The organism is Nonomuraea sp. B10E15 (assembly GCF_039871615.1).
Classification (GTDB): Bacteria; Actinomycetota; Actinomycetes; order Streptosporangiales; family Streptosporangiaceae; genus Nonomuraea.
In genome coordinates this window covers 166330-190081 of record NZ_JBDPMB010000003.1, presented here as the reverse complement: position 1 = coordinate 190081, position 23752 = coordinate 166330, and the positions used below count along the sequence as shown (strand labels likewise).

Here is a 23752-nt window from a genome sequence, read left to right as displayed (position 1 = left end):
CGGGTGGTTTTCGAGGACGGATGGGCGGCTTCGCCCTTGCGGTGGTTGATGAACACGCTGGGCGACGCCCAGCTCGCCAGGATGAGCGCCGACCCGGGGATGGCGGCGGCGGTCGACCAGCACGCCGCGGTGCTGCGTGACGCGATCCCGCTCGACCGGGAGACGCTGGGCGACTACCTGCTCGGGTTCCTTGACGAGCTGCGGCACCGGGGGTGGGTCTTCAGCGGCGAGCCGGACGCGCCGGCGCTCCGGCTGACGGCCGTCTGCTGGCTGTCGCGCGAGCTCGGCCTGCTCGAGGACGGCCACCCGGCCTGACCGCCCCGCCCGGCCGATCGCGCCGCCCGGCTGAGCGCCGCATGCGGCCGATCGCGCCGCCCGGTCCGGGCGTTCCCGCCCGGCTCTCGGCGGCCCGGCCCGGGCCCCCGCAACAGGCCGGGCCGGTCGAGTTCGGGCGGGCCGGACAGGAGGAGGACCGTCACGGTCACTCCGGGGGCATGTCCGAGCGGGTGGTGCGCCCGCCCGGCATCGTCCGCACCTGCGTCGTCTCCTCGCTCATCGACCGGGCGTCCTCACGACCCCGCTGGTACGCCTCCGCGTGCGCCCTGGCCTGCGGCGCCTCGGCCTCGATACGGCCCAGCCAGCGCTCCCAGCGCTGCTGCATCGGCCGGATGAGCCCGCCCCCGATGCCGATGGCCGCGATCGCGCCGATGGTGGCGAGCACCGTGATCAGCACAGGCGTGGTGACGGCGGTGGCCACGCCGATCTGGTTGAGCGCGGCGATGATGCCCAGCGCCCAGATGAACACCGCGGCCAGGGTCGCCAGGAAGCGCCCGTAGGACAGACCGCCGAGCGCGCCCGAGAGGATGTCCCTGACGGCCTTGGCGATGGCGCCGGCCACCACGATGATCACGATCGCCACGATGGCCTTGGGCAGCCAGCCCACCACGGCGGCCAGCAGCGCCGAGATCGGGTTGGGCCCGAAGACGTTGAAGGCTATCTGCAGGGTGACCAGCAGGATCGCGTAGTAGACGATTCTGGCGAGCAGGCTGCTGGCGGTGTAGTCGCTCCGCTCCAACCAGCGGTGCACGCCGCTGCGGTCAACGACCCGCTCGAAGCCGACCCGTTCGAGCACCTTGTTGACGATCTTCTCCAGCACCTTCGCCACGATCCACCCGATGATGAGAATCACGATGAACGCGATCAGCTTCGGGACGAACGTTGCAATCTGCCGGAATACGTCGGTAAGTCCTTGGCCTATGTTGATGTCCACGGTTTCCTCCTCCGAGGAGCTGATGCAACGGCGCTACCCGGACCGCAACGGTCTATGCACACAGTGCCACCGAAAGCTCGCATAAGGCGACATATCGTCTTTCGGGTGCCCTATAGGGTGATCACTATGCATCGAAGCCGTTTGTACGCCCTGCTGATCGACACGCCGGCCGCCGAGGCCGACCAGGCGGCCGCCTTCTGGGCGGCGGCGCTCGGCGCCACCGCCCGGCCGCTCGAAGGGTACGAGCAGTTCATCTCGCTGCACGGAGCCGTCCCGGGGTTCGCCGTGGCCGTCCAGTCGGCCGACGACCCGCCCCGTTTCCACATCGACATCGAGTCCGACGACGTCGAGGCCGAGGTCCGGCGCCTGGTCGCACTCGGGGCCACCGAGGTGTCGCAGTGGCAGGAGTGCCGCACGCTGCGCGCGCCCGGAGGGCACCTCATGTGCGTGCTGCCGGTGGAGAGCGACCGGGAAGTGTTCGACGCCGAGGCGAAGACCTGGCCGTAACAGCGGATCAGGCCGGGCCGGACCCGGCCGCCTTCAGGTGAGCCGCCGCGGCCTGCTCCAGGTGGACGAGGTCGGAGGCGACGGTGGCGAACGTGAAGCCCTCCGCCAGGCGCCGGGCTGCCTGCTCGCCGCCCGGGTTGTGGATGCCGGCCGCGACCCCGGCCCGCTCGGCGGTCGTCCTGACCTTCTCCAGCGCCTCCTCGAACACCCCCGCGACCTCGGGGTCGCCGGGGAACCGGCCGCCGACGGCCAGGCACAGGTCGGACGGGCCCACGTACACGCCGTCCAGGCCCGGGGTGGCGCAGATGGCCTCGATGTTGGCCAGGCCCTCCGGCGTCTCGATCATGGCCAGGACCAGCACGCTGTCGTCCGCCTCCGCCGGAGTGGGGCCGATCCGCAGCATGGAGCGCATGGGGCCGTACGATCGGCGGCCCCCGGCCGGGTAGCGGGCGGCCGACACGGCGCTCGCCGCGTCCTCGGCGGTGTCGACCAGCGGCACGATCACGCCGCCCGCGCCGAAGTCGAGCGCCCTGCCGATGGCCGCGGGCTCGCCCGACTCCACCCGTACCAGTCCGGTCGAGCGACCGCCGGCGTCGATGGCCATGAGGTTGCTCAGCAGCCCGGCGTTGCCGATCAGCCCGTGCTGGCCGTCCAGCGCGATGTAGTCGTACCCCAGCCGGGCCAGGCGTTCGGTGGCGATGGGCGCGTCCAGCACCACCCAGTAGCCGACGGCCCGTTCCCGGCTGCGGATCTTCCTGGCGAACTCGGCGGCGGTCATGCGATCTCCTCTGCGCTGGTGCGGATGTGCGGGCCGGCCAGTGGGGTCACCTGTTGTACGCCGGCATCGGGCCGCGGAGCGCGTCGCCCACGGCGTCGCACGCGGCGGCCACGTCGGCGGGCAGCGGCCCGGCTGCCAGGGCGGCCAGGTTGGCGCCGAGCTGCCCGGGGCCGGACGCGCCGAGCAGCACCGCGCTCACCACCGGCCTGCCGGTCAGCCAGCGCAGCGACAACTCGGCGAGCGGCATCCCGGCCGCGCGGGCGATCGCGCCGAGGTCCTCGACGGCCCGGAACAACTCGGCGTCCCAGTACCGCCGCCGGTACATCGCCGCCAGCCGCGAGTCGCCGAAGCGGCCCGCCTCCGGCGCCTGGTCGAAGCGGTGCCGGCCGGTCAGCAGGCCGCCGCCGAGCGGGTTGTAGACCATCGTGCGCAGGCCGGCCGCGAGCGCGAACTCCGCGTACTCGTCCTCGATCCTCCTGGCCAGCAGGTTGTAGAGCTGCTGGGCGAGCACGGGCCGTGGGGCGATCCCGGCGATCTGCCAGGCGGCGTAGTTGGACACGCCCAGCTCACCGATCTTGCCCTCGGCGACCAGCTGCTCGACCGTGCCGAGGGTGTCCTCCAGCGGCGTCGCCCGGTCCGGCTGGTGGAGGTAGAACAGGTCGACGTGGTCGGTCCGCAACCGTCGCAGGCTGCCCTCCAGCGAGGCGCGCAACCCGGCGGGGGAGAGCGGCGCGTGCTCGCCGGCGTCCGGGTGCGGGATGCCGGCCTTGGTCGCCAGCACCACCCGGTCGCGGCGGCCGCGCAGCAGCTCGCCGAGGATCTCCTCGGCGGCGCCGCCCGCGTAGCCGTTGGCGGTGTCCACGCCGCTCACCCCGGCGTCGAGCGCGAGGTCCAGCATCCGCCCCGCCGTGCCGGCGTCCACGGTGTCGCCGAACGTCATGGTGCCGAGCACCGGTTCGGGGATCATGCCTCTTCCCTTGTCGTAGTCGGCCGGCCGTCGCGCCGGGCGGTTCGCCATGGCGGCCCTCGGTCGCGGAGGGGCCGGCGCGCTCTCCCGGCCGAGCCGTTCAGCCCTTCTGCGCCGTGCTGGGGGTTCGCGCTCCTTGCGGGTAACTGTGGCATAGTGTGCGCGTTTCGTGCAATGCTTGACGCGTGATTCGCGCAGGTCTGCGGTGTTCGGAGGTGGGTGTGGGCCACTTTCCGGTGTTCGCCCTGGCCGACGACCTGTCAGGGGCGGCGGAGACGGCGGCCGTGCTCATGTCGCCCGAACGCCCCGCGCGCATCACGCTGTCGGGGCCGCCGTACGTCGCCATGCCGCCCGTCCTCGTCGCCGACCTCGACACCCGGCACCATGCCGGGGCCGCGGTCCTGGTACGGGAGGCGCTCGCCTGGGCGGGGGACCGTCACGTCCTCATCAAGATCGACTCGCTGCTGCGCGGCGACATCGCCACCACCGTCCAGGCCTGCCTGAGCACCCCCGCGCACTCGGCGCCCGCGCCCGTCGTGCTCGCCAGCGCGCTGCCGCAGGCCGGCCGCACGGTCGTGAACGGCGTACCGCTCATCCACGGGGTACCGCTGCGCGAAACACGCACCCGATCCACCACCCGACCCACCACTGGGCCCACCACCGGGCCCGGCGTTGTTCCCGCCACCGTGGCCGAGGCCCTGGGCGGGGTGCCGTCGGCGGGTGTCCGGCTGGCCGCCGTCCGTGCCGGGCGGGCCGCCCTCATGGAGGCGCTGGCGGAGGTGGCCGCGAGCGGGCGGGTGGCCGTGTGCGACGCGGAGACGGACGCCGACCTGGACATGATCGTCGCGGCCGCGCTCGCCGGCGACCCGGCGCCCCGGCTCATCGGCGCCGGCGGCCTGGCCGCCGCCCTCGGCCGCGCCCTGAACACCGCCCCCGCCCCCGCACCGCTCGGGCCCCCGCCTCCTCCGGCCGGTGGATCGTCCGCGGGCGCGCCATCGTCCTCTCCGGACGGCGGGCCGTCCGCGGGGGTGCCGGTCACCGGGCCGGCGCCCCCTCAGGCCGCCGGGTCGGCCCCGGACGCGCTGCTCGTCGTGGTGGGCACGGCGGAACCGGCGGCGGCGGAGCAGGCCAGGCTGCTCGTCGCGTACGGTGCCGAGCCCGTGACTCTCGACGCGGCGGACCTCGACACGGCGGATCCTGGCACGGCCGGGGAGCCGGTCGTGGGGCGGGTGCGGCGGGCGCTGGCCGGCGGGGTCGCCGTGCTGACCGTACGCGGGCCGGCGCCGCCCGCCCTCACCGCCATCCTCGGCCGGATCGTACGTGAGGCGCTCGGAGCGACCCGTGCCGACCTGGTCCTGACCGGCGGGGAGACCGCGAGGAGGGTCCTCGACGCGCTGGACGTGCGCGAGCTCATCCCCGTGGGCCAGGTGCACCACGGCGCCGTGCACAGCCGGACGCCCGACGGCCGTTCCGTGGTCACCAGGCCGGGCAGCTTCGGCGGCCGGGACAGCCTCCTGCGCATCGCCGCCCATCTCAGGCCCGGCCGCTTCCGCACCACAGGCGTTCCCGCCACGAGCGGCACCACCTTCGACGAAAGGCCGACATGAGCAGCACCCCTCTCATCGCCCTCACCATGGGGGACGGATCCGGCGTAGGGCCGGAGGTCGTCACCGGCGCGCTCCTCGCGCCCGAGACCTCCGCGTTCTGCCGCCCGGTCGTCATCGGTGACGCGGCACGCCTGCGCAGGGCCGCCGGATCCCGCGGCCTGCGGCCGGAGGTGGTCGCGGTGGAGCGTGTGGGCGAGGCCGTCTTCGAACCTGGCCGGATCAACGTCATCGACCTGGGGCTGCTGCCGGAGGACCTGCCGTGGGGCGAGGTGTCGCCGGTCGCGGGACACGCGGCCTACGAGTACGTACGGCTGGCCGGCGAGCTCGCGACGTCGGGTGACGTACAGGCGATCTGCACGGCCCCCCTGAACAAGGAGGCGCTGCACGCGGCCGGGCACCTCTTCCCCGGGCACACCGAGCTCCTGGCGCACCTGACGGGGACGGCGGAGGTGTCGATGATGTTGTCGACGTCCAAGGTGCGGGTCATCCATGTCACCACGCACGTCGGCCTCATCGACGCGGTCGCGCGCATCGAGCCCGGCCTGGTCGAGCGGACCATCCGCCGGGGTGAGGCGGCGATGCGCGGCTCGGGCGTGGCGCGTCCCAAGATCGGCGTGTGCGGCATCAACCCGCACGCTGGGGAGAACGGCCTGTTCGGGTACGGCGAGGAGGAGGAGAAGATCGTCCCGGCGATCGAGCTCCTGCGGGCGGAGGGCATGGACGTGCACGGCCCGCTCCCCGCCGACACCGCGTTCTTCCTGGCGGGCCGTGGCGACTACGACCTGATCGTGGCCATGTACCACGACCAGGGGCACGGCCCGGTGAAGATCCTCGGCCTGGAGGCCGGGGTGAACATCACGGTGGGCCTGCCGGTGATCAGGACGTCGGTGGACCATGGCACCGCCTTCGACATCGCGGGAAAGGGCGTCGCCGACGCCGGTAGCATGATCGAGGCCCTCCGCCAGGCGGCAGAGTTGTCGTCCGCGCGGGGGGTGTGACGAGGGGGGACCATCGATGGGCCGCGCAGCGCAGGCTCGCCGCGACGAGATCGTCCGCCTGGCCACCACCACCGGGCTGGCCAGCGTCGAGGAGCTGTCGAGCCAGCTGGGGGTGACGGCATCCACCATCCGCCGTGACCTGGCCCACCTGAAGGCGGCAGGGCTGCTGGCGCGCACGTACGGCGGGGCGATGGCGGTCGTCACCCACCCGGAGGCGTCGCTGCGGCAGCGCATCGGGGAGGCGTTCGAGGCCAAGCGGGCCATCGCCGCCTGGGCCGCCGCGCGGATCCGCCCGGGGGAGACGATCCTGCTCGACTCGGGTTCGACGACGGGTGCGCTGGCCCACGAGCTGCGGCACGCCGCCGACCTGACGGTGGCCACCACGGGACTGAACGCCCTGCAGGAGCTGGTGGGCGCGACCGGCGTGCACGTCGAGTGCCTGGGCGGCACCCTGCGCCACGTGAGCCAGGGCTTCGTCGGGCCGCTGGCGGAGGCGGCGCTGAGCAGGATGACGTTCGACCGGGTCTTTCTGGGCGCCGACAGCGTCACGGCCGAGGACGGCATCTGCGAGGCCAGCCTGCAGCAGACCCGCTTCAAGGAGCTGATGATGCAGCGCTCCCGCCACATCTACCTGCTGGTCCACGCCGCCAAGCTGGGCCGCCGCCCGTTCCACGCCTGGGCCCGCATGCCCGACAGCTGGACGCTGGTCACCGACGTGTCGGCCACCCCGGAATCCCTCAAGCCGTTCATGGCGAAGGGCGTGGAGACGGTGGTCGTGGATCCGCGAACCCACGGGTAGCGGCGGCGCGTTCGACCGTGGCGGTCATGATGGAGGAACCAGGAAGCCCCAGGCTCCCGGGCGTGTGCCGCGAGCTGGGGCCGTGAACTCTGGTCTGCTGGTGGACGATACTGGGATTGAACCAGTGACCTCTTCCGTGTCAGGGAAGCGCTCTCCCGCTGAGCTAATCGTCCTTGCGAGTGGTGAACTCCGAGCGGAAGACGGGATTCGAACCCGCGACCCTCACCTTGGCAAGGTGATGCTCTACCACTGAGCCACTTCCGCGTGTGCCGCACTTTACCTTAGCGGATCCCGAGGGGTCCGCGGTCATCGAGGTGGAGACGGGATTTGAACCCGTGTAGACGGCTTTGCAGGCCGCTGCCTCGCCTCTCGGCCACTCCACCAGGAGTCTTGCTCCGAGCGGAAGACGGGATTCGAACCCGCGACCCTCACCTTGGCAAGGTGATGCTCTACCACTGAGCCACTTCCGCGTGGACCCTCAGGCGACGTGCGCCCCGGTCACAGGAAAACCATATCGTCTTCCTGGAGTGCCCGCGCGCAGCGCGAGGCGGGTCAGGCCATTTTCAGTGCAGCACACGCATGTCCCTGGCCTTCACGAACATCACCCGGTGCCCGAGCTGGATCTGGTGATAGCGGAGCCGGCCGGTGGTGGTGACGTGCCTCGACGGCTTGAAGGCGTTGGCGGCGTAGTAGGAGCCGGTGACCGTGTCGTCCAGGGCGTACGTCTGGCCGGTCCCGATCGTGTACTGGAGCGGCCGCAGGGGCTGGTGGGCGGCGAGCTTGTAGGCGGATTTCTCGGGGTACGCCCGGCCGTACACCTTCACGTCGTCCTTCCGGGGCGTGACCAGGAGGCCCTTGGCGGGAATGGCGGTCGGAGCCGAGGCGGGGTTGTGGAACCACGCCTTCTGCCCCAGGTACCAGATGGCCGTCCAGTCGTCCCGGCGCTCCGCGACGGCGTAGCGCTGGCCGGTGGAGGCGCGGGCGCCGTGGTCGTACACGCTGTGGGTGGAGGCCTTGTTCCCGTGCTTGCCGACGTCCTTGACCAGGGGCGCCGACGCCTTGGGCGCCGTGTGCAGCCAGACGGCCGAGGCGCCGTGCGGCGGGCACGCCTTGGCGGGCTTCGCGGCGTCGCAGCCGGTGAAGCGGGGACGGTGGGTGGTGTACTCCGGGCGGATGATGACGGACTCGCCGTTCTCGGCTGCTCTGAACGGCCGGTTCATGAGGTCGAAATAGTGTGCCCAGTCCCAGTACGGGCCCGGGTCCTCGTGCATGCCGGCGACCGTCGCCGGTGTGGTGCCCGGGACGTTGTCGTGGCCCAGGATGTGGGCGCGGTCGAGCGGGATGCGGTGCTTGGCGGCGAGGAACTTCACCAGCCTGGCAGAGGCCCGGTACATCGCCTCGGTGTACCAGGTGCCTCCCTTGGCCAGGTATCCCTCGTGCTCGATGCCGATCGAGCGGGTGTTGACGTCCCAGTTGCCGGCGTGCCAGGCGATGTCGTTGGTCGCCACGTGCTGGGCGACATGTCCGTCACGGGAGCGGATCGTGTAGTGCCAGCTCACGTACTTCGGGTTGCGGACCAGGGAGGGGATGCCCCGGTAGCCGCCCTCGGTGTCGTGGATGACGATGTAGTCGACGGAACGGGTGCGGCTCAGGCGGTCGTGGTTGCCGTAGTCGCGGTGCTTCTTCTTGCCGAAACGCCGGTGCGCGGCGGGCATCCACTCGCAGGCGAGCGAGGCGGGGCACTCCGCGTCGCGCGCCCCTGACTCCGCCTTGGCGCTGTCGTGGCCCTCGTCGGCGATGACGGGCGCGCCGGCGCCGGCGTCGGATCCGAAGCCGGTGCCGGGATCGGCGTCGTCGCCGGTGTCCGGGTCGATCTGCTGCTCGTCCGTGAAGGGCGGGGGATAGGCGTCGAGGTCGCTCTCGTGGTCGCCGATGAAGGGCGGCAGGTCGGGTACGGGGTCCAGTCGCACCAGGTGCCCGTCGTCGGTACGGCGTTCGGTGCCCTCCCGCATCACCGAGAACACCTCGCCGGCGAAGCGGCGGGCGGCGGCCGGATCCTCCGAGCCCGAGTAGCGGGCGACCGCGTCGTACCAGTCGGCGGGGTTGGCGCTGGGGTGCTCCTGGTAGGAGGCGAGGAGGGCGGCGCCGCCCCTGATGTTCGCGGCCGGGTCGGTCCTGAGCCGGGAGGGCACGACGCCGATGAGGCCGCCGGCCTGGGGGAGCGTCGCCCGCGGCGCCTCCTGCGCGGTCCGCAGCGCGGAGGAGGCGGGCGGCTCGGCGCGCACGGCGGGCATGGGGCGGGCCTCGTCGCCACGGGCGTCGCCGAGCGCGTCCCCGACCGTGCCGCCGAGCGCCTCGGCGGGGAACGTGTCGACCAGGTGCATCGGCCCGTAGCCGCCCGCCGTGCTCGGCCGCCCGCCGTTGGCGTCCCAGCGGGACTCCAGGTACGCCACGCCGAGCAGCACGCTCTCCGGTACCCCGTGCTCGCGGGCGGCCGCGGCGAAGTCGGCCTGCCGCCCCGGAGACGCGACGGCGGCGGACCCCGGGCCGGCGGGCACGGCCGGAGGCCGGGCAGGTGCGGTCAGCGCGGTGGTGGCCAGGACGGCGGCGAGCCAGAGCTGCATGAACATCTCCCCCATGGATGTCACGACGCGACTACTCACCGTAACTGATCCCAGAAAGGGATGTGTCAGACGTGGCGGATGATACGGATGGGATTTGACTGGCTGCTGCCGGACGCGGCACCCCCCCTGCCTTCCGGTCGCGCCGGAACCGCCGCGCCGTCAGGGCCTGAGGCCACCATGGCGAGCGTTGGAGTTAGATCCTGCCCGATATCGGGCAGGATGATGGCGTGTCTCGCTCCAGAGCCGTAAGGTCCTCGTCTGTGCCACCGGCACGGCCTCCGTATGAAGATCTCATCGCTCACCTCACGAGGACGAGCCCGCTCGGCCCCGGCGAGGCGGCGCGCGTGGTCGCCGACGTGCTGGCGTACTTCTCGGAAACGACCGAGGAGTACGTCCGGCGCCGTCACGGCGAGCTGAAGGCGCGCGGCCACACGAACGACGAGATCTTCCCGAGGATCGCCGCCGAATTACGCGGCCGCCGGGTGGCCGCGCCGGAACTGTCGCTGAGACAGCTCCGCAGGATCGTCTACGGATGAACAGGAGACCTCGATGTGCGGAATCGTGGCCTACGTCGGCCCAAGGGACGCAGCCCCCATCCTGCTGGAGGGTCTGCAGCGACTCGAATACCGGGGCTACGACTCGGCCGGGGTCGTCGTGTCCAGCAAAGGGCTGAAGGTCCGTAAGGTCAAGGGGCGGGTGGCCGACCTGGCCAAGGTCGTGCCGGTCCGGTTCAGGGGCGGCCTGGGCATCGGGCACACCCGCTGGGCCACGCACGGCGTCCCCAGCGACGTCAACGCCCATCCGCACCTGTCCGCCGACCAGCGCATCGCGGTCGTGCACAACGGCATCATCGAGAACGCCGGAGAGCTGCGCGCCAAGCTGGAGGCCGACGGCGTGGTGTTCGCCTCCGAGACCGACACCGAGGTGCTCGCGCACCTGATCGCCCACGCCGCCGACGAGAACGACTCGCTGGAGGAGGCCGTCAGGAAGACGCTCAAGAGCGTCGTCGGCACGTACGGCATCGCCGTCATCGACGCCGAGCGCCCCGGCGAGGTGGTCGTGGCCCGCAACGGCAGCCCGATCGTGCTCGGCATCGGCGAGAAGGAGATGTTCGCCGCGTCCGACGTGGCCGCCCTGGTCCGCTACACGCGCCAGGTCGTGCACCTGGAGGACGGCGAGCTGGCCGTGCTGAAGGCCGACGGGTTCCACACCTTCGCCAGCGACGCCCGCGAGACGGCCAAGGAGCCGCTGACCGTCGACTGGGACGCCGGCCACTACGACACCGGCGGCTACGAGCACTACCTGCTCAAAGAGATCTCCGAGCAGCCCGAGACGATCACCAGGACGATGAGCGGCCGGCTCGACGAGCGCTTCAACGTCGCCCACCTCGGCGGGCTCAACATGGACGCCCGCGAGACGCGCAGCTTCCGCCGGGTGAAGATCATCGGTTGCGGCTCCGCGTACTATTCAGGACAGATGGGGGCGCAGCTCATCGAGGAGCTGGCGCGCATCCCCTCCGACGCCGAGCCGGCCAGCGAGTTCCGCTACCGCAACCCCGTCGTCGACCCCGACACCCTCTACGTCGCGATCAGCCAGTCGGGGGAGACCTACGACACGCTCGCCGCGGTGCAGGAGCTCAAGCGCAAGGGCGGCCGGGTCATCGGCATCGTCAACGCCGTCGGCAGCGCCATCGCGCGCGAGGTGGACGGCGGCATCTACCTGCACGCGGGCCCCGAGGTATCGGTGGCCTCGACCAAGGCCTTCACCTCGACCACGGTCGCGTTCGCGCTGCTCGCGCTGCACCTGGGCCGGGTGCGCGACCTGTCGCCGGCCGACGGCCGGCGCATCGTGGAGGGCCTGCGCCGGCTGCCCGGCCACGTCGAGGAGATCCTGGCGCAGGGCGACAAGATCGCCGAGCTGGCGCAGAAGTACGCCGACCACGCCGGCATGATGTTCGTCGGCCGCGTGCGCGGCTACCCGGTGGCCCGCGAGGGGGCGCAGAAGCTCAAGGAGATCTCCTACGTCCACGCGGAGGCCTATCCGGCCAGCGAGCTCAAGCACGGCCCGCTCGCCCTGATCGGCCCCGAGATGCCGACGGTCGCGATCGTCCCCGACGACGAGCTGCTCGACAAGAACCTCACCACGCTCGGCGAGATCCGCGCCCGCGGCGGGCGGGTGCTCATGGTCGGTCACCGCGAGCCCGGCCCGAAGCTGGCCGACGACGTCATCGTGATCCCGAAGAACGAGATCGAGCTCGATCCGATCCTGCTCACGATCCCGTTGCAGCTGCTCGCCTACCATGCCGCCGTGGCGCTCGACCGCGACGTGGACAAGCCGCGCAATCTCGCCAAGAGTGTCACTGTCGAATAATTGAGCCGCAAATCAGCCACATTCCCCTCAGGGTAGTGTTATCCGGCTCCAAACGACATAAATTCGATACTGTGCGGCAGTTCGACCAGCAGCGGCCCCATCCCGCACGCATGTACGACTACATGCTCGGCGGGAAGGACAACTTCGCGGTCGACCGTCTGGCCCTCGACCAGCTCGCCGAGCTGGTCCCGGAGGCGGTCCCGCTGGCCCGCGCGAACCGGGCCTTCCTTCAGCGTGCCGTGCGCTACGTGGCCGCCGCGGGGGTCCGCCAGTTCCTCGACCTGGGCAGCGGGCTGCCGACCCAGGGCAGCGCGCACGAGGTCGCGCCCGAGGCCCGGGTCGTCTACGTCGATCATGATCCGGTCGTCGCCGCGCACTCCAGGGCCCTGCTCGAGGACTCGGGCAGGGCCGTCTTCGTGGAGGCCGACCTGCTCGACACCGACGAGGTGCTGGCGCGGGCGGGCGCCCTGCTCGACTTGGCCGAGCCGGTCGGGGTGCTGCTGGTGTCGATCCTGCACTTCGTCCCGGACACGGCCGGCGCGCAGAACGCGGTGGCCGCGCTGCGCGAGCGGGTGGCGCCCGGCAGCCACCTGGTGATCTCCCACGCGACGACGATGGCCCGGATGGAGGACGGCGATCGCGCCAGGGTCCCCTCCCGGGGCTCGTCCGCGACGGGCGCCGACCGTCCGCCGTCCGAGATCCGCGCGTTCTTCGGCGACTTCCCGCTGGAGCCGCCGGGGCTGGTGCAGGCCACCGACTGGCGTCCCGACCGCCCCAAACTGGTGGGCGACTGGTCGCTGCCGTCGTCGCTGATGGCGGGGGTCGGCAGGAAACCCGGCTGACAGCGGCCAGGGAAGGCGTCCCGGGCCGCGGCGGGCTCGGCGCTGACCCGGGCCGGCGGCCGCACAGGCCGTCCCTCGTACGAGAGCGCAGCACGCCGACGGGGCCCCGGTGCGTGACGCTCCGCCACGGGTCAATAACCTGGAGTGGCGGGTGAGCTCGGGGAGGGGCGCATGCGGCGACGGCGGTTCTTGGCCTTGGGGCTGGGCTTGGCCGCGTGCGCGGCCGGCTGCGGCGCGCAGCGGTTCACCGAAGGCGCGTCCGTGCTGCGCACCCGATTCTCGATCAATCCGGGCGGGCGCCGGTGGGGTCGCGCGGGGCACGTGTTCGCCGGCGTGGCCCGCGCCGCCGGTTACGAGACGGGCGAGGGCCCGCAGGTCACGGTGACCGGCCTGCCGGCGCTGGCCGCCGCCGAGCTCAACCAGGGACAGAGCCTGCTCGACGCCGCCACCCCGCTGGCCAGGCTGGCCGGCGAGGTCGAGGTCGTGGTCGTGCCCGAGAGCTCCCGCTTCAAGGACTTCGGCGACTTCGGCGCCGCCCTGCGCACCAGGCCCGGGCAGACGATGCTGGCCGGCGGTCCGCAGGGAAATCCCGACCACCTGCTGTTCGGCCTCATCGCCAAAGGGCTCGGCGCCGACACCCGGCAGGTCGACTACACCGGCTACCCCAGCCGCCACGAGGTCGTCGCCGCGCTGTCGTCCGGCAAGGCGGTCGCCGCCGCCGGCCGGGTCGCGGAGTGGCGCACGATCATCGGGCGCGGCCGGATCAGGGCGCTCGCGGTGTCCTCGGCCGAGCGGGTGCCGGAGCTCGACGTTCCGACGCTGCTGGAATCCGGCGTACGGGTGGATTTCGTGGACTGGATCGCGGCCTTCGGCGCTCACGACATGCCGGAAGAGAGCCGCGAGTCGGCCGTCGGCATGTGCGACGAGGTGACCCGCTCGGCCGGCTGGGAGGCGGCCTGCCGGGCCGCCGGATGGGTCTCGATCCCGCTCACCGGCGACGACTTCGAGTTGTGGCTCGCCTCCGAGGTCCGGCGCACGCGCGAGGTGCTGCGGGACCTCGGGCTGGTCGACACGACCAAATCCACAATATGCAGGGGTGGTTGCGGGATCCGCCACTAGATGTAGGATCCTGGTCGTCGCTGGTTCGCCTCCCAGGAGGCGGAGTGAAAGGGAACCCGGTGCGATTCCGGGGCTGCCCCGCAGCGGTGAGCGGGAACGACCGCCGTCACATGCACTGGAGCGATCCGGGAAGCGACGGCCAGTAGGCGCCATGAGCACGCCCGCGAGCCCGAAGACCTGCCCGCGACGTGCCGGGTCATGCGCCCGGCGAGCAGTGTCCATGGCCTCGAGGGAGGGCCGGGGGCTGGTGCGGCCGTGGGTCCATGCCGCCGTGCTCTCGCGCGCCCTCACGGGGATGAGCTCGCGAGGAGAGAGCACGTGACGCAGATCGTCGATGTTGACCGCCGCCTGGCCATCGAGGAGGCCGCCGCCCGGGTGATCACCGATCCGGCCAGCTCCCGGATCGCCGCCGGCCTGCTGGCCGAGGAGATCGCCGACGAGGCGGCCGGGCACGGGGTGGGCTCGTTCTCCCAGTCGGTCGCGGCCACCCACGCGGCGGGGCTGATCCAGGACGGGCTGGCGGAGTTCGTCGCCGCGCACGCCGCCGAGCTGGACGCGCTGATCTGCGCGGAGGCGGACGGCCGGTTCGAGTATTTCGGGTTGCGCACGGTCTATGACCGCTACCTGCTGCGCCATCCCGAGACCCGTAAGGTGCTGGAGCGGCCGCAACACTTCTTCCTCCGCGTGGCCTGCGGGCTGGCGGAGTCGGTCGCCGAGGCGGCCGAGCTCTACGCGCTCATGTCCAGCCTGTCCTACCTGCCGAGCTCGCCCACCCTGTTCAACGCGGGCGCGCGCCGGCCGCAGCTGTCGTCGTGCTTCCTGCTCGACTCGCCGCGCGACGAGCTGGAGGGCATCTACGACCGCTACGGGCAGGTCGCCCGGCTCTCCAAGTACGCCGGCGGCATCGGCATCTCGTGGACCCGCGTACGCTCGCGCGGCTCCCTCATCAGGGGCACGAACGGCCACTCCAACGGCATCGTGCCCTGGCTGCGCACGCTCGACGCGTCGGTGGCGGCGGTCAACCAGGGCGGCCGGCGCAAGGGCGCGGCCTGCGTCTACCTGGAGACCTGGCATGCCGACATCGAGGAGTTCCTGGAACTGCGCGACAACACCGGTGAGGACGCCCGCCGCACCCACAACCTCAACCTGGCCAACTGGGTGCCCGACGAGTTCATGCGCCGCGTGGAGGCCGACGAGCCCTGGTCGTTGTTCGACCCCAAGGACACGCCCGACCTCACGGACCTGTACGGGGAGGAGTTCACCGCCGCCTACCGCGCGTACGAGGCGGCCGGGCGCCACGTCCGGCAGGTCCCCGCCAGGATCCTGTACGGCCGGATGATGCGCACCCTCGCCCAGACCGGCAACGGCTGGATGACCTTCAAGGACGCCGCCAACCGCACCTCCAACCAGACCGGCCGCCCCGGCAACGTCATCCACCTGTCCAACCTGTGCACCGAGATCCTCGAGGTCACGAGCGACGCGGAGACGGCCGTGTGCAACCTCGGCTCCGTCAACCTGGCCGCCTGCCTCGCGGACGGCGGTGTCGACTGGGAGCGGCTGCGCCGGACCGTACGCACGGCCGTGCGCTTCCTCGACCGCACCATCGACCTCGGCTTCTACCCGACGCCCGAGGCCGAGGCGGCCAACAGGCGGTGGCGGCCGATCGGGCTCGGTGTCATGGGCCTGGCCGACGTGTTCTTCGCGCTGCGGCTGCCGTTCGACTCGCCGGCCGCGCTGGAGCTGTCCACGCGGATCGCCGAGGAGATCGCGCTGGCCGCCTACGACACCTCGGCCGACCTGGCCGCCGAGCGCGGAAGGCACCCGTCGTTCGCCGACACCCGGGCCGCCGGGGGAGTGCTGCACCCCGATCACTACGGGGTGAGCACGCCGCGCTGGGACGCCCTGCGCGACAAGATCGCGACGACCGGCCTGCGCAACTCCCTCATGATCGCCATCGCGCCGACGGCCACGATCGCCTCCATCGCCGGCTGCTACGAGTGCATCGAGCCGCAGGTGTCCAACGTGTTCAAGCGCGAGACGCTGTCGGGCGAGTTCCTGCAGGTCAACCGCTATCTGGTGGCCGACCTGCGGGCGCGCGGGCTGTGGACGCAGCGGATGCGCGACGACATCAAGCGGGCCGACGGCTCGATCCAGTCGATCCCCGGCATCCCCGACGATCTGAAGGCCCTCTACCGCACGGCCTGGGAGCTGCCGCAGAAGGCGCTGATCGACCTGGCCGCCGCGCGCCAGCCGTACATCGACCAGTCGCAGTCGCTCAACCTCTTCATGGCCGGCCCCACGATCGGCAAGCTCTCCTCGATGTACGCCTACGCCTGGAAACAGGGCCTGAAGACGACGTACTACCTGCGCTCGCGCCCCGCGACCCGCATCGCCCAGACGACGGTCCCCGCGGGGGCCGAGCCCTCCGCGAGCCCCCCGGAACCGCGGAGCGGCTTCGCCGCGCTGTCCGCCTCCGCGACGGCTGACGCCGTCGCGTGCTCGCTCGAGAACCCGGAAACCTGCGAAGCCTGCCAGTAAGGAGCCCGTCGTGCTGCTCGACCCCGGAATGGACCTCACCCTGCGCCCGATGCGCTACCCCGACTTCTACGAGCGTTACCGCGCGGCCATCCGCAACACGTGGACGGTCGAGGAGGTGGACCTGCACACCGACCTGGCCGACCTGGCCAGGATGACGCCGCAGGAACGGCACCTGATCAACCGCCTGGTCGCCTTCTTCGCGACCGGCGACTCCATCGTGGCCAACAATCTCGTGCTCAACCTCTACCAGCACGTCAACGCCCCCGAGGCGCGCCTGTATCTCAGCAGGCAGCTGTTCGAGGAGGCCGTGCACGTGCAGTTCTACCTGACCCTGCTGGACACCTACCTGCCCGACCCCGACGAGCGGGTGAAGGCTTTCGCCGCGATCGAGCACATCCCGTCGATCCGGGACAAGGCGGAGTTCTGCTTCAAGTGGATCGACTCGATCAACGGCCTGCAGCGGCTGGAGACGGCGGCCGAGCGCCGCCAGTTCCTGCTCAACCTCATCTGCTTCGCCGCCTGCATCGAGGGCCTGTTCTTCTACGGAGCCTTCGCGTACGTGTACTGGTTCCGCTCCCGCGGCCTGCTCAACGGCCTGGCCACCGGGACGAACTGGGTGTTCAGGGATGAGTCCATGCACATGGAGTTCGCGTTCAGCGTGGTCGACACGGTCAGGGCCGAGGAGCCCTCGCTGTTCGACGACGAGCTGGGCGAGCAGGTCACCGCCATGCTGGAGGAGGCGGTGGCCGCCGAGCTGGCCTTCGCGGAGGATCTGTGCGGGGACGGCATGATGGGTATGGGGGTGACGCAGATGCGCCACTACCTGGAATATGTCGCCGACCAGCGGCTGGTCCGGCTGGGGCTGCCGAGAAGGTACGGTTCGGCTAACCCGTTCGGGTTCATGGAGCTGCAGGACGTGCAGGAGCTGGCCAACTTCTTCGAGCGGCGGGTCTCGGCTTACCAGGTGGCGGTCGAGGGAAATGTGAGTTTTGACGAGTCTTTCTAGGACCTAGGGGGTTATCGAGTGCAGTCTCCGGCGGGCTGGCCCATTCTCGCCATCGCGGTGATCGGCTCGGTCCTCCTGGTGGAAGTGGTCAGGCGGGTGCTGAACCGGATGGGGCGCAAGTGGGCGCTCGCCCGGCACCTCGTGGAGCACTGCACCTGGGCCGCGTTCGCGGTGGCCGTCGTGGTGGCGTGCAACCTGGTGCTCGGGCCGGGCATGTTCGGCCCGGCGCCCGCCGATCGCAGCCTGGCCGCATCGGTCGAGCACGCGCTCGGCCTGGTCACGATCGCCGCGGTCACCTGGCTGATCGTGCAGGCGACGTACGCGCTGACGGACGTCGCGCTCGACCGGCTGGTCCAGGTCGAAGGGGAGCGCAACCGCCGGGCGCGGCGGATCATGACGCAGATCGCGCTGGTCCGCCGCATCGCCTCCGCCGCCTTCATCGTGATCGCGCTCGGCGCCATGCTCTTCTCCTTCCCCCAGATGCGGGCGCTCGGCGCGGGCCTGCTCGCCTCGGCGGGCATCGCCGGCGCCATCGTCGGCATCGCCGCCCAGCCGACCATCGGCAACGCGCTGGCCGGGCTCCAGCTCGCCTTCAGCGACGCGCTCCGCCTCGAGGACGTGGTCGTGGTCGAGAAGGAGTGGGGCAGGATCGAGGAGCTCACGCTCACCTACGTCGTGCTGCGGCTGTGGGACGAGCGGCGGCTGGTCCTGCCGGTCTCGTACTTCACCCAGAACCCGTTCGAGAACTGGACCAGGCACGGCAGCCGGGTGCTCGCCGTGGTCTACCTGCGGGTGGACTGGTCGGTGCCGGTGCCCAAACTGCGGGAGGCGCTGTACGCGTTCCTGCAGGACAACCCGCTGTGGGACCAGAAGGACTGGACCCTCCAGGTCACCGACGTCCTGCCGAACGGGCTGGTCGAGCTGCGCGCCCTGATGAGCGCCGCCGACTCGCCGTCGTCCTGGGACCTCAAGTGCGACGTGCGCGAATACCTCGTCGAGTACGTACGCGAGAACTACCCGGACGCGCTGCCCCGCTTCCGCGTCGACACTCCGGAGACGCGCGCCGGCATGAGCTGGACCGACGACCGCGACCGGCGATAAATAGGTGGCATTCGCGCCGATCGCGGGTTTACCTTAAGCATGTCAACGACGGGATGACGACCGGCAGAAAGGGCGGCGAATGCGCGAGCTGGGCACCATCCGACCGCCGGCGGTCCTTCCTGAGCTGCCGCGGAGGCTTTCCGGATAATTCTTTCCCGGAATTTCCAGAAAGCCGTCTCGAGGATATCGAGGCGGCTTTTCCTGTGCGACCGAGTGTGGGGCAGTTTGGCCGCCCGCCTGCTTTGGGAGCAGGAGTGACGCAGGTTCGAATCCTGCCACTCGGACGGCGGTCCTGAAAGAACAGGGCCGCGGGCCACGGCCTGACCGAGGGGATTGGCGACCCCCGGCCGGACCACGCCCTCACCCCGGGCCGGCCCACGCCAGCCGGGCCCGGGGTCCAGTCCGACCGGCCCGGCGGTGATCTTTGTCGATCCTGCCTACACCTCCCAGGAGTGTTCGGCCTGCGGGCATGTGGACAAGGCCAACCGGCCCGACCAGGCCACCTTCTCCTGTACGTCGTGCGGCTTCGCTGAGCATGCCGACGTCAACGCAGCCGGTGTCGTCTCCTCACGGGGCGAGATCGGCTGGGCAGTGAGTCACGCTGCCTGACGCGGACCGACCCGTCGAAGCCATCGACGGCAACGAGCTGCAAGCTCGGTCGTTTACGGTTTACGACCGAGAAGCTGACCACCGACACGTACAAGCTGCTCGCGGCCGGCTCCACCGGCAGGGCGCTGACCAACATCGCGATGAACCTGGTGCTGGGCCTGGCCGCGGTCAGCCTCTGCTATCTGCTCGGCGGGGCGATCGCGGGGTGAGCGGTCCGCACGGTCACGGAGCGCGGCGCGCGAGGTAGAGGGCCGTCGTCACGCTCAGCGTCACCCGGTCGCCGAGGACGTCGCCCAGCGCGCCGAGCAGGCCGGCGCGCACGTCCTCGGGGAGCATCCGGACGGCCGAGCGGGTGCCGAGCAGCGTGAGGTAGTCGGCGATGGGAAACGTGAGCTCCGACGGGTAGAGCCGGGCCGACAGGTCCTGGAAGGCGTCCTGCCGTTCCAGCTCCAGCCACCAGCGCGACGACTCGATCGACGACCCGGTGGGCAGCTCGGTGTCCAGGAGGATGTGCGGCGTGTGCGCCCGGTAGACGGCGAGCGCCGCGTCCAGCACCGCGGGGTCCTTGAACATGTCGACGTGCCAGAACAGCGCGACGGCGCCTCCCGGGGCGAGCACCTCGGCCGCCTTCCGCCACCTGGCCTCCGGGGAGGTCCAGTGCCAGGCCTGGGCGCTGAACAGCAGGCCGAACGCCCGGTCGGGCCGGAACTCCTCGAACGGGGAGACGACGACCCTCACGCTGGGCCGCCCGCCCAGCCGCCGGTTCAGCACGGCGGCCATCGCGGAGTCCGGCTCGACGGCGGTGAGGTCGGTGCCGCGCGCCGCGAACATCGCCGTGGCCTTGCCCGTGCCCGCGCCCACTTCGACGGCCGGCGCGCCGCCGAGCCCGGCGTAGGCCAGGACGTCGTCCACCAGAGCGTCCGGGTAGGCGGGGCGGACCCTGTCGTATGCCTCGGCCACTTCTCCGAACACCCTGGCTTGCACCCGCTCCGCAGTCATTTGCGCCCTTTCGCCGAGACAATCGCCTTCTCACCAGAGTGGAGTCCGGTCATCGGGGCGCGCGGTCGGCCGCCGTGATGGCCCGCAACATGTACGGGTGCAGCAGCTTCGCCCGCTGCCGCGGGATGCCGCCGGCGATGGCCGCCTCGGCCAGCGCGTCCCTCAGCCACTCCACGTCCACCGGCCGCCCGTCCTCCCGCCGGAGCAGCGGCTCCCCCGCGGCCCGGCCCGACGAGAGCGCCTCCAGCAGCGGCCGGGCCGGAGGCGGCACCGGGAAGGCCACGATGTCGCCGCGGCTGTCGTGCACGGTGACGATGGCGCACTCGCCGTCGGCCACCGGGTGCAGGTCCTGGAGGGTCAGCTCGGCGAGGGCGCCGGCGGCGGCGCCGGTGGCGTCCAGCAGCGCGACGGCCGCGGCCTCGGCCTGCCGACCGCCGGCGGCCAGCCGGGCGACGCCCCGGCGCAGCAGCCGGCGGTCCTCCCGGGTCAGCACACCGGTGCCGGAGCCGGCGACGCGGTCGTGGCGTACCGCGCCGGAACGCCAGGCGAAGGCGTAGAAGGAGGACAGCACGCCCCGCCTCCTGTTCACCGTCGCGCTGGCCAGGGGCTTGCCCGGCACGCGCACGCCGATGGTGAGGGCGCCGGCGCGCGCCGCGTCACAGTAGGTGTCGAGGTGGGCTCCGGTGACCGCGAGCGGCTCGACGGACGGCTCGGCCTCGCGCAGCCAGCGCAGGAACGCGGCCAGGACCCGCAGGCGGACCTGCCTGGTGGCCGCGGACGGCCGCTCCCGTAGCCAGGCCGCCGCCGTGCGCCAGGTCAGCGGGTCGAGGGAGTCGAGCAGGTCGACGTCGTCGCCGCGCACCTCGCCCGCGTCCTGAGGGCCGCGGCGCGGGCGCAGCCCGGCGATCTGCCCGATGCTGGGCGCGGCCGTGCTCGCGCCCGGGCCGGGGCCTCCGTCGCCGGAACCTAAGGCCCTGCCCGCCGGTGAGGTGCTCTGTGCTCGGCCGGCGGTCCCTGAGCCAGGCAGATCAGTCATGATCTTGATCATCTCACGGAGCTCGCCTCGCTCGCGTCCTCCTTCAGGACCTGTTTGCGACGAACGCGGCCATCGTACGAGAGCCGCCCCGGGCGAGACACGGGGATCGGGGAACGGGGTGGCCGGGCGCGCCGAGGCGGGGCCGCCTGACATGGTGCTCAAGTATCAGGTACCTTATTGTTTAATCAGGTGCCTGATAGGAAGGAGCGGCCATGAAGGTGTTGATCATCGGAGCCGGCATGGGCGGCCTGACCCTCGCCCAGGCGCTGCGGCGTGCCGGGATCGAGGTCGCGGTCCACGAGCGCGATCCGGCCGTGGAGGCGACCGGCGGCTACCGGCTCCACCTCGACGACCGGGCCTGCGCGGCGCTGCGCCGCCACCTCGCGCCCGACCACTACCAGGCGCTCCTGGGCAGTTCGGCGGGGTGGCAGGCGTTCCGCCGCTTCGCCGTCGCCGACCACCGGATGCGGCTGCTGTTCGCCGAGCCGCGCGAGCGCGCGCAAGAGACACTCATGATCGGCCGCATCCCGCTGCGCCGGCTCCTGGCTCACGGGCTGGACGGTGTGCTGAGGTTCGGCGCCGAGTTCACCGGCCACCGGGCACATCCCGACGGCACGGTCACGGCGCACTTCGCCGACGGGAGCGCCGACCAAGGCGATCTCCTCGTCGGGGCGGACGGCGTGGGTTCGCGGGTCGCCACGGCGCTGGCCGGCCGCCCGACCTCGGCCCCCGCCGGGGTGAGCGGCATCGCCGGCCGCACCCCGCTGGACGGCCGGACCCGCCCGCTCGTCCCAGGACTGCTGGCCGAGGGCCCGGCGCTGGCCTTCGGGCCGGGCGGCATCGGGATGTTCGTCACCGTCCACGACCCGGCCGGAGGCGCCGTGGTCGATCCCTCCTCGTGCACCGGCGTGCCCGCCATGCTGGAGGATCCCGCGCTCATCTGGGGGCTCCTCGCGCCCGACGGCCGCTTCCCCGGCAGGCCGCGCGAGCTCGACGGCGCGGGCCTGATGCGGGTCACCGGCGCGCTGCTCGACGGCTGGGACGGGCGGTTGCGCGCCCTCGTCCGCGCCGGCGACCCGGCCACCGTGGCGTTCTTCCGCTTCCACGCCGCCGACCCCGGCGCCGACCTGACGCCCTGGCCGGCCGGCGCCGTCACCGCGCTGGGCGACGCCGTCCACGCCATGCCGCCCACCGGCGGGCGGGCCGCGGCCACCGCGATCCGCGACGCCGACCTCCTGGCCGGCGAACTGGCCCGCGCGCACGCGGGGGAGTCCACCATCCCGATGGCCGTGCACCGCTACCAGAGCGGGATGGCCGCCTACGCGGGCGACGCGATCCGCACGTCGATGCAGCCGCTTGGCTGGGTGCACCGGCTCTCCGGCCCGGTCGGGGCAGGGCTGGCGCGGCTGAGCCTGCCCGCCCTGGCCACAGCCGCCCGGCTCGGCCGCCGCGTGACGGGAGCCCGCGTTGCCTGAGCGGAGGTCCGGCTACGGGGCCTGGCCCGACGGGGAGCCTGATCTGCCGCTGTGGGAGCTGATCCAGACCTCGCATGTGGTCGCCAGGGGTTTCACCGCGCTCTTCGCCTCGGTCGGGCTCACCCCGACACAGTTCGGCGTGCTGGCCACGCTCGCCGCCGGCGAGGACCTCAGCCAGGCCGAGCTCGCCCGCGCGGTCATGGTGCGTCCGCAGAGCATGAACGAGCTGTTCGTGTCGCTGCTCAAGCGCGGCCTGGTCGAGCGCGACGGGCCAGGGGGCCGCGGGCGCCGGGCGGGGTTGCGGATCACCGAGGCGGGCCGCGAACTTCTGGCCAGGGCGCAGCCCGAGGTCGAGAAGTTCAACGCGCCGGAGGCCATCGGGCTGTCCGCCGCCGAGGCCGGGGAGTTGTCCCGGATGTTGCGCGCCGTCCGCGAGGCCCTCGCCTGACCGTCCGCTCAGGGGGCGTAGCCGAGCACGTGGTCACGCAGCAGGCGGCCGATGTCCGGGTCGCCGCGTTCGATGGCCTCGACGAGGGGCTCGTGGTCGGCGGCGTTCTCGTGCGGCCGCATCCTGAACAGCCGGATCGACACGTGCGTCCACACCTCGATGCCCAGCGACTCCCACACCGAGACCAGCACCGCGTTGCCGGACGCGGCCACGATCTCGCGGTGGAAGCCGACGAGGTGGCGCACCTGGCCGTCGAGCGAGCCGGCGGCGGCCGCCTCGTGCATGCGGGCCACGTGCGCCCGCAGCGCGGGGACGGAGGGGGTGCCCAGGCGGGTGGCGGTCTCCTCGAGGCCCGCCCGAACCTGGTAGACCTCGCGCAGGTCGGCCGGGGTGAAGCCGCGGACCCGGGCGCCCTTGTTGGGGGAGGACTCGATCAGCCTGAGGGCTTCGAGCTCGCGCAGCGCCTCGCGTACGGGCGCCTGGCTGACCTGGAGCTCGGCAGCCAGGCGGCGCTCCACGATGCGGTCCCCGGGCCCCCAGCGACCGCTGATCATGCCCTCGACCAGCACGTCGCGGATCTCGTCACGCAGTGGCGGCCGCGCCACAGGCTCCACGGAGAAGTCCTTTCATCATATGATCGATCATAGGGTGTTTAATGG

Annotated in this window: 22 protein-coding genes, 5 tRNA genes and 1 riboswitch; of the genes, 16 read left to right on the top strand and 11 right to left on the bottom strand. The window is 72.1% G+C overall.

The window, feature by feature from the left end; translation table 11 throughout:
• The first annotated feature begins 3 nt into the window (after window positions 1–3).
• Window positions 4–315 carry a DUF6401 family natural product biosynthesis protein gene (locus tag ABGB14_RS13835; RefSeq protein ID WP_347644009.1) on the top strand — a complete coding sequence of 104 codons (312 nt, stop codon included), beginning with the start codon at window positions 4–6 and terminating at the stop codon, window positions 313–315.
• Between the two features lie 166 nt (window positions 316–481).
• Here the strand turns inward: ABGB14_RS13835 and ABGB14_RS13830 are convergent, their stop codons facing one another.
• Window positions 482–1264 (bottom strand): hypothetical protein, encoded by a 783-nt coding sequence (locus tag ABGB14_RS13830; RefSeq protein WP_347644349.1) that lies wholly within the window; start codon window positions 1262–1264, stop codon window positions 482–484.
• 132 nt (window positions 1265–1396) lie between these two features.
• Between ABGB14_RS13830 and ABGB14_RS13825 the strand changes: the two genes are divergently transcribed.
• Window positions 1397–1777 carry a VOC family protein gene (locus ABGB14_RS13825; RefSeq protein ID WP_347644008.1) on the top strand — a complete coding sequence of 127 codons (381 nt, stop codon included), beginning with the start codon at window positions 1397–1399 and terminating at the stop codon, window positions 1775–1777.
• A 7-nt stretch (window positions 1778–1784) separates the two neighbouring features.
• Here ABGB14_RS13825 and ABGB14_RS13820 read toward each other — a convergent pair whose 3' ends face one another.
• Together ABGB14_RS13820 and ABGB14_RS13815 are read right to left on the bottom strand one after the other, a co-directional pair.
• Window positions 1785–2555 carry an aldolase/citrate lyase family protein gene (locus ABGB14_RS13820; protein WP_347644007.1) on the bottom strand — a complete coding sequence of 257 codons (771 nt, stop codon included), beginning with the start codon at window positions 2553–2555 and terminating at the stop codon, window positions 1785–1787.
• A gap of 46 nt (window positions 2556–2601) precedes the next feature.
• Complete coding sequence (locus ABGB14_RS13815) at window positions 2602–3522, bottom strand: aldo/keto reductase (RefSeq protein WP_347644006.1); 921 nt, start codon at window positions 3520–3522, stop codon at window positions 2602–2604.
• 221 nt (window positions 3523–3743) lie between these two features.
• Between ABGB14_RS13815 and ABGB14_RS13810 the strand changes: the two genes are divergently transcribed.
• Genes ABGB14_RS13810 through ABGB14_RS13800 form a run of 3 tightly spaced genes read left to right on the top strand, consistent with a single transcriptional unit; the run spans window position 3744 to window position 6926 of the window.
• Window positions 3744–5129: a four-carbon acid sugar kinase family protein gene (locus ABGB14_RS13810; protein ID WP_347644005.1), complete on the top strand. Its 1386-nt coding sequence runs from the start codon at window positions 3744–3746 to the stop codon at window positions 5127–5129.
• Entirely contained in the window at window positions 5126–6127 is a 1002-nt protein-coding gene (gene pdxA / locus ABGB14_RS13805) for a 4-hydroxythreonine-4-phosphate dehydrogenase PdxA (RefSeq protein WP_347644004.1), read from the top strand. Before ABGB14_RS13810 ends, pdxA begins: the two co-directional genes overlap by 4 nt.
• Before the next feature lie 16 nt (window positions 6128–6143).
• Window positions 6144–6926, top strand: coding sequence for a DeoR/GlpR family DNA-binding transcription regulator (locus tag ABGB14_RS13800; RefSeq protein WP_347644003.1), 783 nt, complete (start codon window positions 6144–6146; stop codon window positions 6924–6926).
• A gap of 98 nt (window positions 6927–7024) precedes the next feature.
• Here ABGB14_RS13800 and ABGB14_RS13795 read toward each other — a convergent pair.
• The 5 genes from ABGB14_RS13795 to ABGB14_RS13775 form a co-directional block, all read right to left on the bottom strand.
• Window positions 7025–7099, bottom strand: a tRNA-Val gene (locus ABGB14_RS13795).
• Window positions 7100–7118: 19 nt separating this feature from the next.
• A tRNA-Gly gene (locus ABGB14_RS13790) sits at window positions 7119–7190 on the bottom strand.
• 48 nt (window positions 7191–7238) lie between these two features.
• Window positions 7239–7309 (bottom strand) — tRNA-Cys (locus ABGB14_RS13785).
• A 15-nt stretch (window positions 7310–7324) separates the two neighbouring features.
• Window positions 7325–7396, bottom strand: a tRNA-Gly gene (locus tag ABGB14_RS13780).
• A gap of 93 nt (window positions 7397–7489) precedes the next feature.
• Complete coding sequence (locus ABGB14_RS13775; protein WP_347644002.1) at window positions 7490–9550, bottom strand: N-acetylmuramoyl-L-alanine amidase; 2061 nt, start codon at window positions 9548–9550, stop codon at window positions 7490–7492.
• Between the two features lie 260 nt (window positions 9551–9810).
• Between ABGB14_RS13775 and ABGB14_RS13770 the strand changes: the two genes are divergently transcribed.
• The 9 genes from ABGB14_RS13770 to ABGB14_RS13730 all read left to right on the top strand — a co-directional run bounded on the left by ABGB14_RS13770 (window position 9811) and on the right by ABGB14_RS13730 (window position 19135).
• Window positions 9811–10086, top strand: a complete 276-nt coding sequence (locus ABGB14_RS13770; RefSeq protein ID WP_132597376.1) for a hypothetical protein — start codon at window positions 9811–9813, stop codon at window positions 10084–10086.
• Window positions 10087–10099: 13 nt separating this feature from the next.
• Entirely contained in the window at window positions 10100–11920 is a 1821-nt protein-coding gene (glmS, locus tag ABGB14_RS13765) for a glutamine--fructose-6-phosphate transaminase (isomerizing) (protein WP_347644001.1), read from the top strand.
• 71 nt (window positions 11921–11991) lie between these two features.
• The gene (locus tag ABGB14_RS13760; RefSeq protein ID WP_347644000.1) at window positions 11992–12762 is read left to right on the top strand and encodes an SAM-dependent methyltransferase; all 771 of its coding nucleotides are present in this window, start codon (window positions 11992–11994) and stop codon (window positions 12760–12762) included.
• A gap of 171 nt (window positions 12763–12933) precedes the next feature.
• The gene (locus tag ABGB14_RS13755) at window positions 12934–13881 is read left to right on the top strand and encodes a tripartite tricarboxylate transporter substrate-binding protein (protein ID WP_347643999.1); all 948 of its coding nucleotides are present in this window, start codon (window positions 12934–12936) and stop codon (window positions 13879–13881) included.
• A gap of 4 nt (window positions 13882–13885) precedes the next feature.
• A riboswitch (cobalamin riboswitch) is annotated at window positions 13886–14081 on the top strand.
• Window positions 14082–14199: 118 nt separating this feature from the next.
• A complete protein-coding gene (locus tag ABGB14_RS13750) occupies window positions 14200–16419 on the top strand; it encodes a ribonucleoside-diphosphate reductase subunit alpha (protein ID WP_347643998.1) in 2220 nt (739 codons plus the stop codon).
• 10 nt (window positions 16420–16429) lie between these two features.
• Complete coding sequence (locus tag ABGB14_RS13745; RefSeq protein ID WP_347643997.1) at window positions 16430–17425, top strand: ribonucleotide-diphosphate reductase subunit beta; 996 nt, start codon at window positions 16430–16432, stop codon at window positions 17423–17425.
• Window positions 17426–17443: 18 nt separating this feature from the next.
• Window positions 17444–18526: a mechanosensitive ion channel family protein gene (locus tag ABGB14_RS13740; RefSeq protein WP_347643996.1), complete on the top strand. Its 1083-nt coding sequence runs from the start codon at window positions 17444–17446 to the stop codon at window positions 18524–18526.
• A gap of 209 nt (window positions 18527–18735) precedes the next feature.
• Window positions 18736–18810 (top strand) — tRNA-Pro (locus tag ABGB14_RS13735).
• A gap of 133 nt (window positions 18811–18943) precedes the next feature.
• Window positions 18944–19135 (top strand): zinc ribbon domain-containing protein, encoded by a 192-nt coding sequence (locus tag ABGB14_RS13730; protein ID WP_347643995.1) that lies wholly within the window; start codon window positions 18944–18946, stop codon window positions 19133–19135.
• Window positions 19136–19357: 222 nt separating this feature from the next.
• Here ABGB14_RS13730 and ABGB14_RS13725 read toward each other — a convergent pair whose 3' ends face one another.
• Both ABGB14_RS13725 and ABGB14_RS13720 read right to left on the bottom strand, forming a co-directional pair.
• A complete protein-coding gene (locus ABGB14_RS13725) occupies window positions 19358–20095 on the bottom strand; it encodes a class I SAM-dependent methyltransferase (protein WP_347643994.1) in 738 nt (245 codons plus the stop codon).
• An 88-nt stretch (window positions 20096–20183) separates the two neighbouring features.
• Window positions 20184–21170: a hypothetical protein gene (locus tag ABGB14_RS13720; protein ID WP_347643993.1), complete on the bottom strand. Its 987-nt coding sequence runs from the start codon at window positions 21168–21170 to the stop codon at window positions 20184–20186.
• A gap of 212 nt (window positions 21171–21382) precedes the next feature.
• Between ABGB14_RS13720 and ABGB14_RS13715 the strand changes: the two genes are divergently transcribed.
• On the top strand, window positions 21383–22645 hold the full coding sequence (locus ABGB14_RS13715; protein ID WP_347643992.1) for an NAD(P)/FAD-dependent oxidoreductase: 1263 nt from the start codon (window positions 21383–21385) through the stop codon (window positions 22643–22645).
• Window positions 22638–23093: a MarR family winged helix-turn-helix transcriptional regulator gene (locus tag ABGB14_RS13710; protein WP_347643991.1), complete on the top strand. Its 456-nt coding sequence runs from the start codon at window positions 22638–22640 to the stop codon at window positions 23091–23093. Before ABGB14_RS13715 ends, ABGB14_RS13710 begins: the two co-directional genes overlap by 8 nt.
• An 8-nt stretch (window positions 23094–23101) precedes the next feature.
• On the opposite strand, the gene ABGB14_RS13705 is transcribed toward ABGB14_RS13710, so the two are convergent.
• Entirely contained in the window at window positions 23102–23707 is a 606-nt protein-coding gene (locus ABGB14_RS13705; RefSeq protein ID WP_347643990.1) for a GntR family transcriptional regulator, read from the bottom strand.
• Between the last annotated feature and the right edge of the window lie 45 nt (window positions 23708–23752).

What these genes read in the sequence shown, in the direction of transcription:
- ABGB14_RS13825 (WP_347644008.1), top strand. Translation starts at nt 1,397, where the DNA reads ATGCATCGAAGCCGTTTGTACGCCCTGCTGATCGACACGCCGGCCGCC.
- ABGB14_RS13815 (WP_347644006.1), bottom strand. Translation starts at nt 3,522, where the DNA reads ATGATCCCCGAACCGGTGCTCGGCACCATGACGTTCGGCGACACCGTG.
- ABGB14_RS13755 (WP_347643999.1), top strand. Translation starts at nt 12,934, where the DNA reads ATGCGGCGACGGCGGTTCTTGGCCTTGGGGCTGGGCTTGGCCGCGTGC.
- pdxA (WP_347644004.1), top strand. Translation starts at nt 5,126, where the DNA reads ATGAGCAGCACCCCTCTCATCGCCCTCACCATGGGGGACGGATCCGGC.
- ABGB14_RS13715 (WP_347643992.1), top strand. Translation starts at nt 21,383, where the DNA reads ATGAAGGTGTTGATCATCGGAGCCGGCATGGGCGGCCTGACCCTCGCC.
- ABGB14_RS13800 (WP_347644003.1), top strand. Translation starts at nt 6,144, where the DNA reads ATGGGCCGCGCAGCGCAGGCTCGCCGCGACGAGATCGTCCGCCTGGCC.
- ABGB14_RS13720 (WP_347643993.1), bottom strand. Translation starts at nt 21,170, where the DNA reads ATGACTGATCTGCCTGGCTCAGGGACCGCCGGCCGAGCACAGAGCACC.
- ABGB14_RS13820 (WP_347644007.1), bottom strand. Translation starts at nt 2,555, where the DNA reads ATGACCGCCGCCGAGTTCGCCAGGAAGATCCGCAGCCGGGAACGGGCC.
- glmS (WP_347644001.1), top strand. Translation starts at nt 10,100, where the DNA reads ATGTGCGGAATCGTGGCCTACGTCGGCCCAAGGGACGCAGCCCCCATC.
- ABGB14_RS13775 (WP_347644002.1), bottom strand. Translation starts at nt 9,550, where the DNA reads ATGCAGCTCTGGCTCGCCGCCGTCCTGGCCACCACCGCGCTGACCGCA.